The following is a 9,219-nucleotide window of genomic DNA, read 5'->3' as shown; positions in this document are numbered from 1 at the left end:
GCCAGTGCCCGGGCCAGCCCGAACCCGGTCGGCCCGGCCTCGTAGGTGACCGCCGCCGGACCCGGCAGGCCACGCACCCACTCGATCACGGTGTCGGTCGTGGGTACCAGCCGCTTCTTGATCAACTCGCCCGTGACGCCGTCGATCGCCGCCGCGGACACCGATCGTGCGTGCACGTCCAGCCCGACGCTCGTACGCTCCACACCCATCGGGGCCTCCCACACATGTCGGATAGGCCGGGCAGGGGCTCCTCCCCGGTAACCCACGTTTCTGGTGTGGAAGGCCCCGACCCGCAACCGCTCCCCACGGGATCGGTCGGGTCATACCGTCTGAGCGCAGGGCTCACCCCGGGACGAGCACCGACCAGGCGTGCCGCTCCACCCTCCAGGTGCGGGCGTCGACACCCTCCTCGACGTCCCCGTCGGCGTTGACGTCGACCGGGGCCCCGGAGAAGGTCACCTCCCGGCCGCGGAGCACCAGGACGTCGGGACGGTCGACGTGCCGCCCGCTCGGCAGGGCAGCGGCGAACGCGGCCCGGGCCACCGCGGACGTCGCGGTGCTGACCACCACCTCGGCCAGCCCGTCGTCGGGGACGGCGTCGGGGGCCAGGAGGGCGCCGCCGCCGATCGTGGCGCCGGTGCAGACGGCCAGCATGAGCACGTCGGTGCTCCCGTCGGCCGCCCAGCCCTCGCTGCCGTGGACCGCGACCCGTCCGTCGACCTCGACCCGGAGCGGCCAGCCCGAGCTGGTGACGCCGGCGATCGCGGCGCCCAGCGGGAAGGCGGCGGTGCCGAGCCGCTCCTTGAACCGCAGTGCCTCGGCCGCGGCGAGGGCGCCGACACCGACGTGCACGGCGTTGACGGCGAGGCCGCCGGCGTCGTCGCGGACCAGGTCCAGCCGCCGCGGCGTGCCGTCCAGCACCACGGCCGCCGCCTCCGCCGGGTCCAGCGGGAGGCCCAGCGTCCGCGCCAGGTCGTTGCCGGTGCCGCGCGGGACGATGCCGACGGGCAGCCCGGGATCCAGCACCCCCGCCCGGTCGAGGGCGCGGACGGCGGCGTGCACCGAGCCGTCCCCGCCGATCACGACCGGCCGACGGTCGCCGAGGCCGGACACCGCGGTGCGCAGCTCGGCCTCGTCGGCGGTCGCGGCGACCGTCACGTCGGCTCTGCGGCGCAGCGCGGCCACGGCCGCCTCGACCGACTCGTCGTCCGTCGTGCCCGCCGCGCCGTTGACCAGCACCAGGAGTCGCATCCGCCCATGATCGCCGTCCGGGGCCCGGTCCGCGTGCACGACGGCCCGGTGCTCACCTCATCGGGCGGGCAGCACCGTGCCGGTCACGTCACCGAACCCGATCCGACTGCCGCCCGGCCCCGGTGCCGAGGCGGTGACCGTGACGACGTCCCCGTCCTCCAGGAAGGTGCGGGTCGTGCCGTCGGCGAGCGTCAGCGGCCGCGTCCCGTCGGCCGTCAGCTCGAGCAGCGAGCCCCACCGGTCCGGCGTCGCGCCGCTGACCGTGCCCGAGGCGAACAGCTCGCCGGGTGACAGTGCGGCGCCGTTGACGGTCAGGTGTGCGAGCTGCTGGGCCGGCGTCCAGTACATGTCGCGGAAGAGCGGCCTGCTGACCACCTCCCCGTTGAGTCTCACCTCGAGGGTGAGGTCGAGACCCCAGCGAGCGTCGTCGTCGCGCAGGTAGGGCAGCAGTTCGGTGTCGCGGGGCGGGGCCGGGAGCCGGGCGGCCTCCAGCGCGGCGAGCGGCACGATCCACGGCGACATGGAGGTCTGGAAGGACTTGCCGAGGAACGGGCCGAGCGGCACGTACTCCCACGCCTGCAGGTCGCGGGCCGACCAGTCGTCGACCAGGCAGACCCCGAACACGTGCTCGGCGAAGTCCGTGACCGCCACCCGCTCCCCGGGCTCGGACGGCGCCCCGACCACGAAGCCCACCTCGGCCTCGAAGTCGAGCCGGCGGGTCGGGCCGAAGGGCGGGAGACCGTCCGACGGCGGACCGAGCTGACCGCAGGGCCGCACCACCGGCGTCCCCGACACCTCCACGGTGCCCGCGCGCCCGTGGTAGCCGATCGGCAGGTGGCGCCAGTTCGGCGGCAGCGGGTCGCCGTCCAGGCGGAACAACCGGCCCACGTTCTCGGCATGCGCCTTCGAGCTGTAGAAGTCGACGTAGTCGGCGACCCCGATCGGTCGGCACATCCGCACGTCGTCGAGCGGGAGCAGGTGCGGCTCGACGCGGACCCGGTTCCGCTCGTCGGTGAGCCACTCGGTGACCTGCTCGCGCCGGTCCTGCCAGAGACCGGGGCCGGCCACGAGGAAGTGGTCGAGGGTGCTGCGGTGGTGGATCAGGTCGTCGGTCATCGCGAACAGGTCGAGGACGAGGTCACCGATGCGGACGCCGTGCCGGAAGCCGACGCGCCCTCCGCCGAGGAACACCCCGAGCGGCAGGTTGTCGATGCCGAACCCGGTGTCGTCCGGCAGCTCCACCCAGGTCACGCGTTCTCCTCGCCGGCGCCCGTCGGCCGCGTGCCCAGAGGTGCTCCGTTCACGGGTGAGCTCGCACGCTCGCTCACCGGGACGGCCCGCGCCCCGACCAGGACCAGGCGTACCGGCCGTCGTCCACCGCCGTGCCGCCCTCCCCGAGGTGCAGCGGCCGGAACGTGTCGACCATGACGGCCAGCTCGTCGAAGCGCTCCGCGCCCAGCGAGGCCTCGACCGCCGCCGGTTGCGGGCCGTGCGAGTGCCCGCCCGGGTGCACGGTGACCGAGCCCTTGCCGATGCCCGACCCCTTGCGGGCCTCGTAGTCGCCGTCGACGTAGAACATGATCTCGTCGGAGTCGACGTTGGAGTGGTAATAGGGCACCGGCACCGCGAGCGGGTGGTAGTCGACCTTCCGCGGCACGAAGTTGCAGATGACGAAGTTGGGGCCCTCGAACACCTGGTGCACCGGCGGCGGCTGGTGCACCCGGCCGGTGATCGGCTCGAAGTCCGACACGCTGAAGGCGTAGGGGTACAGGCAACCGTCCCACCCGACGACGTCGAACGGGTGCTCCGGGACGACGTGGACCGTGCCGGCCAGCCCGCCCGGGCCGTCGCCACGGTGCTTCACGTACACCTCGACGTCGCTGCCCTCGGCCAGCAACGGTTCGGCCGGCCCGCGCAGGTCCCGCTCGCAGTAGGGCGCGTGCTCGAGGAACTGCCCGTACTTCGAGAGGTACCGCTTGGGCGGCGCGATGTGGCCGTTCGCCTCGACGGCGTAGGTACGCAGCGGCTCGTCGCCGGTGGGGAGCCAGCGGTGCGTCGTCGCCCGAGGGAGGACGACGTAGTCGCCCGGACCCACGTCGAGCGCACCGAACACCGTCTCGACCCGCGCCCTCCCCCGCTCGACGAAGACGCACTCGTCGCCCACGGCGTTGCGGTAGAGCGGGCTGGGCAGGCTGCTCACCGCGTAGGAGATGCGCACGTCGGCGTTGCCCAGGACCAGCCGCCGGCCGGTCACCGGGTCGACCGCCTTGTGCTCTTCCCCCGGGAAGAGGTCGTGCAGCCGCAGGTGCCGGGGCAGGAGCGGGGTGTTGGGCGTCGTCGTCTGGTCGGGCAGCTCCCAGGACCGGGCGTCGACCAGGGAGGACGGGACGCCGCGGTGGTACAGCAACGAGGAGTCCGAGGAGAAGCCCTCCTCCCCCATCAGCTCCTCGGCGTACAGCCGGCCGTCGGGACGGCGGAACTGCGTGTGCCGCTTCGGCGGGATCTCCCCCACCTGCCGGTAGTGCGCCATCGAACTCCTCCGTCCGGACCTTCTGCGCCGGGAGTCTGCGGATCCACGGCCCCCTTCCAGGGGCCCACCCTGAGCTCGCGAAGGGTGGGGAGGAAGGGGGTCCTCCTAGAAGTTGCCGCGCTTCTCCTGCTCGCGCTCGATGGCCTCGAAGAGTGCCTTGAAGTTGCCCTTCCCGAAACCGAGCGAGCCGTGCCGCTCGATCAGCTCGAAGAACACGGTCGGCCGGTCGCCGGTGGGCCGGGTGAAGATCTGCAGCAGGTAGCCGTCCTCGTCGCGGTCGACCAGGATGCCGCGGCTCTTCAGCTCCTCGATCGGCACCCGCACGGTGCCGATGCGCGCCCGGAGCTCCGGGTCCTCGTAGTAGGACCCGGGGGTGGGGAGGAACTCGACGCCCTCGGCCCGCATCGCGTCGACGGTGCGCACGATGTCGTTCGTGGCCAGCGCGACGTGCTGGGCGCCGGCGCCCCGGTAGAACTCGAGGTACTCGTCGATCTGCGACTTCTTCTTGCCCGGGGCCGGCTCGTTGAGCGGGAACTTCACCCGGTGGTTGCCGTTGGCGACCACCTTGCTCATCAGCGCCGAGTAGTCGGTGGCGATGTCCTCGCCGATGAACTCGGCCATGTTGGTGAAGCCCATGACGCGGTTGTAGAAGCCGACCCACTCGTCCATGGCGCCGAGCTCCACGTTCCCGACGACGTGGTCGACGGCCTGGAACAGCCGCTTCGGGGCGCCGTCGCGCGGGACGAAGGACGACGTCCGCTCGACGTAGCCGGGCAGGTAGGCACCGGCGTACCGCGAGCGGTCGACCAGCGTGTGCCGGGTGTCGCCGTAGGTCCCGATCGACGCGAGCCGCACGGTGCCGTGCTCGTCGCTGACGTCGTGCGGTTCCTCGAGAACCGTGGCGCCCTGGGCGCGGGCGTGCGTGATGCAGCGGTCGACGTCGGGCACCGCCAGTGCGATGTCGACGATGCCGTCGCCGTGCCGGCGGTGGTGGTCGGCCAGCGGGCTGTCCGGGTCGTAGGCACCCTGGACGACGAACCGGGCGGCGCCCGAGCGGAGGACGAAGGAGTGGTGGTCGCGGTTGCCCGTCTCGGGACCGGAGTAGGCCACCAGCTCCATGCCGAACGCCGACTGGAAGAAGTGCGCGGTCTGGACGGCGTTGCCGACGACCCAGACCAGGGCGTCCCAGCCGCTGACCGGGAAGGGATCCCCGGACTCGTCGTACTCGACCAGGCCGACGAGCTGCTCGAGCTGGGCGAGGTCCAGTCCGGCCAGCCGCTCCTGGTCGTTCAGTGTCTGCTCGAGGCTCATGGACGCTCTCCACTCCCGGGTCGACGGCGCTGTCTCCCCGACTGCACACCCCTCCGGGCGGCTGTGCAACGGGCGCCGGTGCAGCTGGTCCACCTGCCCGTTCGAGCCACCTCCCTGGTGGTCGGACTGCACAACCCGCATAGTTCGGGCATGACCGGACGCCGCACGCTGGACGAGCTGGACGTCGCCCTGCTCGCCGCCCTGCGGGACTCCCCGCGGGCGGGCGCCCTGGAGCTGTCCCGGATCACCGGGGTCGCCCGGGCCACCGTCTCCGCCCGGCTGCAGCGGCTGGAGGACGACGGCGTGGTGACCGGCTACGGGCCGGACGTCGACGTGGCCGCGGCCGGCTTCGGCGTCCAGGCGTTCGTGACGTTGGAGATCGCCCAGGGTGCCCTCGAGGACGTGCAGCGCGATCTGGAGGCCATCCCCGGTCTGCTCGAGGCGCACGCGACGACCGGCAGCGGGGACGTGCTCTGCCGGGTGGCGGCCAGCTCGCACGCGGGCCTGCAGCAGATCCTCGTGGACCTCAACCGGTCGTCGGCGATCGTCCGGTCGACCAGCGTCGTGGCCCTGTCGCCGCTGGTCCCCTGGCGCACGCTGCCGCTGCTGGAGTCCGAAGCCGCCCCCGGCGCCGGCCGCTCGGCGATGAACCGGCGCCCGGGCACCGTTCGCCCATAGCCGTTTCGCGGAACGGTGGGCGCCAGTGCGCAGTTCTCGCCGCTGGAACTGCAGACGGGCGCACACTGTTCGGGTCGCGGCGGCCGGGCTAGAGCAGATCCGCCAGCAACGCTGCCGCGCGCCGGGCCCCGTCGGTCTCGACCGGGCGGTAGGCGAGCTCTCGGGTCACCTCCTTCGCGATCGCCTCGGCGAACGCGTCGGGGTCCGTGGCGTCCTCGTAGGGCAGGCACCGCCCGGCCCCGTAGCGGTCCAGGCGGTGCCGCACGTGGAGATTCTGCTCGAAGTGGTTGCGCAGCGGGACGTAGACGAACGGCTTGCGCAGCGCCGTCAGCTCCATGCACGTCGTCAGCCCGCCCTGCACCACCGCCAGGTCGCAGGCGGCCAGGTGCCGGTAGAGGTCGGGCAGGTAGCCGGTCACCATGACCCCGGGGGTCCCGGGCAGGGTCGCCGGGTCGATCCGCGGCCCGGTGACCACGAGGAACCGCAGCTCCGGCACCAGGCGCCGCACCCCCGGGACGGCGTCCAGCACCCGCCGCACCAGGGGGCCGCCCACCCCGGAGCCGCCCACGGTCACCAGGCAGAGCTTCTCGTCGGGGCCGACGCCGAGGTCCCGCCGCAGCTCGTCGGTGCCCGCCAGCGCCGCCGGGTCGAACCCGGTGACGTAGCCGGCGAAGTCGAAGTTGGCCTCCGTCCACTCCCGGATCGGCGGCAGGCCGGGCCCGAAATCGGCGTCGACGACGTCGTCGGGGCTGCCGACGAAGACCGAGCGGTCCCGCACCCGACGGAACCGGGCCCGCTGCTCGATCATCTCCGCGTTGTAGTCGGCCGTGAGCGCCGCCTCGGCCGCGCCGCCGGCGGGCATCGGCAGCCAGCCGACGAAGTCGGTCATCCAGGCGAAGGCGAACCGCTTGAGCTCGGGGTTCTCGTGCAGGAAGTGGTCGACGTCCCAGGCCTCGTCGGCGATCACCAGGTCGTAGTGCCCCTCGGCGACGACGTCGGCGAACACCATGAAGTTGTTCACCAGGATCTCGTCCATCCGGCGGATGGCCTGGAAGGCGTGCAGGTCGTGCTCCCCCAACTCGTGCTCCACGTGCCCCGACTCGCTGGCCAGCCAGGCCGAGGCCGGGTGGATGCGCTCGCCACGCTCGGCGAGCACCGTGGTGACCGGGTGCTGCGCCAGCCAGTCGAGCTGCAGGTCCGGGTGCCGGAGCCGCAACTCGGCCGCGATGGCCGCGTCGCGCTGCGCGTGCCCCAGCCCGATCGGCGACGACAGGTAGAGCGCCCGTTTCGGCCGGCGGGCGGCCCGCGTCCACGTCGTCCGCTCGACGCGGGGGCACACCCGGTCGACGAAGGCCCGGATCAGGTGGTTGATCCGCACGGGATCGCGGGCGTGCGGGCCGTGCCCGCTGCCCTCGAGCAGCACGAGCGAGCCGCCGGTGAGCCCGGCCAGCCGCTCGCCGACCGCGTGCGGCCGCACGTGGTCCTCGGTGCCGTGCACGACGGTGACCGGGCAGCGGACCTGGCGGCAGAGCGGCTCCAGGGGGAGGCAGACGGCGCCGTCGCACCCCATCCGCCCGGCCGTGGTGTCGACCAGCGTCCGCGGCGCCACCTCGCGGCCCCACCCGATGGCGTCCTCGATCTGCTTGGAGGAGTGCGGCTCGCTGTACATCTGGCCGAAGAAGAAGGACAGGAAACCGTCGTAGTCGTCCTCCAGCCATGCGTACCGGTTGTAGCGGGCCCAGCCCTGCCGCGCCTCGTGCCGCAGGCCCCACGCGTACTGCTCCCGCTCCGGCTGGGACACGGGGAAGCCGCAGGCCGGCGCGATGGCGAACAGCCCGAGCACCCGCTCGGGGTGACCGGCCGCGACGTGCACCGACCAGGTGCCGCCGCACGACAGCGACACGAGGACGGCGGCCTCGGTGCCCGTCGCGTCCATCACCGCGAGGGTGTCCTCGGCGTACTGGTCGTCGGTGTAGGCCGCGGCCCCGGCCGGGCGGTCCGACCGACCGCTCCCCCGGCCGTCGAAGGTCACCACCCGGTAGTGCCGGGCGAGGTAGCCGATCTGGGCCTTCCAGTGCCGGGACGGCACGATGGACCACGTCGGCATCAGCAGCACCGTCGGGTGCTGGTCCCGGCCGAACACCTCGTAGGCCAGCCGGACGCCGTCCCGCTCGACGACGCCCTGGACGTCGGGGTCACGGGCCCGGCTCGGTGCATGCACCACGTCGGCATCCTCCTCCTCGGCGGCCCGCCGCCGGGCCGTCCGCATCGCGGTCACGGCCGGACCTCGAGGACGTTGTTGAACGGCGTGTTCGCCACCGCCGCGAACCGGCGGAAGCCCGCCGTCGTCGCCACGTCGCGGATCCGTGCCGGGCCTGCCTGGGTGCCCAGGGCCAGGCCGACGTCCTGGGACAGGGAGGCAGGGGTGCACAACAGCGTCGAGAACCCGTAGTAGGCCCGCCCCACCGGGTTGAGGTTGTCCTCGACGTGGTCGCCGGCCATCGGCTCCACGATCATCCAGGTGCCGTCGTCGGCCAGGGTGTGCCGCACGTGACGGGCGGCCCCCACCGGGTCGCCCATGTCGTGCAGGGCGTCGAACGTCGTCACGAGGTCGTGGCCGCTGCCGGTGAACTCCGTGGCCGGGGCGACCTCGAACCTGACGCGGTCGGCGACGCCGGCCTGCTCAGCCCGCCGGCGGGCGATCGCGATCGAGCCCTCGTGGTAGTCCGAGCCGACGAACGTCGACCGCGGGAAGGTGCGGGCCATGAGGATGGTCGAGGCCCCGTGCCCGCAGCCGACGTCGGCGACGGTGGCGCCCCGCTCGAGCTTCTCCACGACGCCCTCGAGCGCCGGCAGCCACTCGCCGATCAGGTGGGCGTTGTACATCGTCCGGAAGAACCGCTCGCAGCCGACGTGCACGTCGCCGTTGTGCGCGTGCCAGCCGATGCCGTCGCCGGTGCGCGCCGCCCCGATCACCGCGGCGGCGTCGCGGACGGTGCCGTGGGTGAGCTGGAAGAAGCCGGGCAGGTAGGCGGGGCTGGTCTCGTCGGTGAGCGCGGCGGCCTGCTCCGCGGGCAGGGTGTAGGTCCGCGTCGCGGGGTCGTAGTCGAGGTAGTTGCCGGCCGCCTGGGCGGCCAGCCATTCCCGGGCGTAGTGCTCGTCGGTCCCGGTCCGCTCGGCCAGCTCGGACGGCGTGATCGAGGCACCGTCGGCCATGGTCCGGTAGTAGCCCAGCGCGTCGCCCATGACGACGAGTGCGGTGTTGAGGGAGGCGCCCACCTCGTCGACGGCGCGGAAGACGAAGGCCATGAGCTTCTCCGGGTCGATCGGCCGCGGGGCAGGCCGGACGGGGGTGGTGGGCAGCTCGGTGGTGGTCATGACAGCTCCTCGGATCGGGACGGTTCGGTCACTTCCGACCCTGGTCGGCTGGGCCCCGCCGTCGCATCAGG

At 73.2% G+C, this 9,219-nt stretch carries 7 protein-coding genes and 1 pseudogene; 1 reads left to right on the top strand and 7 read right to left on the bottom strand.

Annotation, left to right across the window (positions count from 1 at the left end):
* The 5 genes and pseudogenes from BM142_RS22920 to hppD form a co-directional block, all read right to left on the bottom strand.
* A pseudogene (locus BM142_RS22920) lies at positions 1–209 on the bottom strand (hypothetical protein); the annotation flags it as partial.
* 133 nt (positions 210–342) lie between these two features.
* Positions 343–1,251, bottom strand: a complete 909-nt coding sequence (locus BM142_RS22915; protein WP_092203647.1) for a diacylglycerol/lipid kinase family protein — start codon at positions 1,249–1,251, stop codon at positions 343–345.
* A gap of 57 nt (positions 1,252–1,308) precedes the next feature.
* The gene (fahA, locus tag BM142_RS22910) at positions 1,309–2,502 is read right to left on the bottom strand and encodes a fumarylacetoacetase (protein WP_092203645.1); all 1,194 of its coding nucleotides are present in this window, start codon (positions 2,500–2,502) and stop codon (positions 1,309–1,311) included.
* Between the two features lie 73 nt (positions 2,503–2,575).
* Positions 2,576–3,781 (bottom strand): homogentisate 1,2-dioxygenase, encoded by a 1,206-nt coding sequence (locus BM142_RS22905; RefSeq protein ID WP_092203643.1) that lies wholly within the window; start codon positions 3,779–3,781, stop codon positions 2,576–2,578.
* Between the two features lie 105 nt (positions 3,782–3,886).
* Positions 3,887–5,092, bottom strand: a complete 1,206-nt coding sequence (gene hppD / locus BM142_RS22900; protein WP_092203641.1) for a 4-hydroxyphenylpyruvate dioxygenase — start codon at positions 5,090–5,092, stop codon at positions 3,887–3,889.
* Between the two features lie 150 nt (positions 5,093–5,242).
* Here hppD and BM142_RS22895 point away from each other — a divergent pair, with 150 nt between their 5' ends.
* A complete protein-coding gene (locus BM142_RS22895) occupies positions 5,243–5,770 on the top strand; it encodes an Lrp/AsnC family transcriptional regulator (protein ID WP_092203639.1) in 528 nt (175 codons plus the stop codon).
* An 88-nt stretch (positions 5,771–5,858) separates the two neighbouring features.
* Here BM142_RS22895 and BM142_RS22890 read toward each other — a convergent pair whose 3' ends face one another.
* Positions 5,859–8,039 carry an alpha/beta hydrolase gene (locus tag BM142_RS22890; protein ID WP_092203662.1) on the bottom strand — a complete coding sequence of 727 codons (2,181 nt, stop codon included), beginning with the start codon at positions 8,037–8,039 and terminating at the stop codon, positions 5,859–5,861.
* A 5-nt stretch (positions 8,040–8,044) separates the two neighbouring features.
* Complete coding sequence (locus BM142_RS22885; protein ID WP_092203637.1) at positions 8,045–9,148, bottom strand: class I SAM-dependent methyltransferase; 1,104 nt, start codon at positions 9,146–9,148, stop codon at positions 8,045–8,047.
* Between the last annotated feature and the right edge of the window lie 71 nt (positions 9,149–9,219).

Source organism: Blastococcus tunisiensis, assembly GCF_900112815.1.
In the GTDB taxonomy this organism is placed as follows: domain Bacteria; phylum Actinomycetota; class Actinomycetes; order Mycobacteriales; family Geodermatophilaceae; genus Blastococcus_B; species Blastococcus_B tunisiensis.
This window is presented reverse-complemented; position numbering and strand designations above follow the sequence as displayed.

Bases quoted from the DNA above. Each gene is read 5' to 3' on its own strand.
- BM142_RS22915 (WP_092203647.1), bottom strand. From the start codon at position 1,251: ATGCGACTCCTGGTGCTGGTCAACGGCGCGGCGGGCACGACGGACGAC.
- BM142_RS22905 (WP_092203643.1), bottom strand. From the start codon at position 3,781: ATGGCGCACTACCGGCAGGTGGGGGAGATCCCGCCGAAGCGGCACACG.
- hppD (WP_092203641.1), bottom strand. From the start codon at position 5,092: ATGAGCCTCGAGCAGACACTGAACGACCAGGAGCGGCTGGCCGGACTG.
- BM142_RS22895 (WP_092203639.1), top strand. From the start codon at position 5,243: ATGACCGGACGCCGCACGCTGGACGAGCTGGACGTCGCCCTGCTCGCC.
- BM142_RS22890 (WP_092203662.1), bottom strand. From the start codon at position 8,039: ATGCGGACGGCCCGGCGGCGGGCCGCCGAGGAGGAGGATGCCGACGTG.
- BM142_RS22885 (WP_092203637.1), bottom strand. From the start codon at position 9,148: ATGACCACCACCGAGCTGCCCACCACCCCCGTCCGGCCTGCCCCGCGG.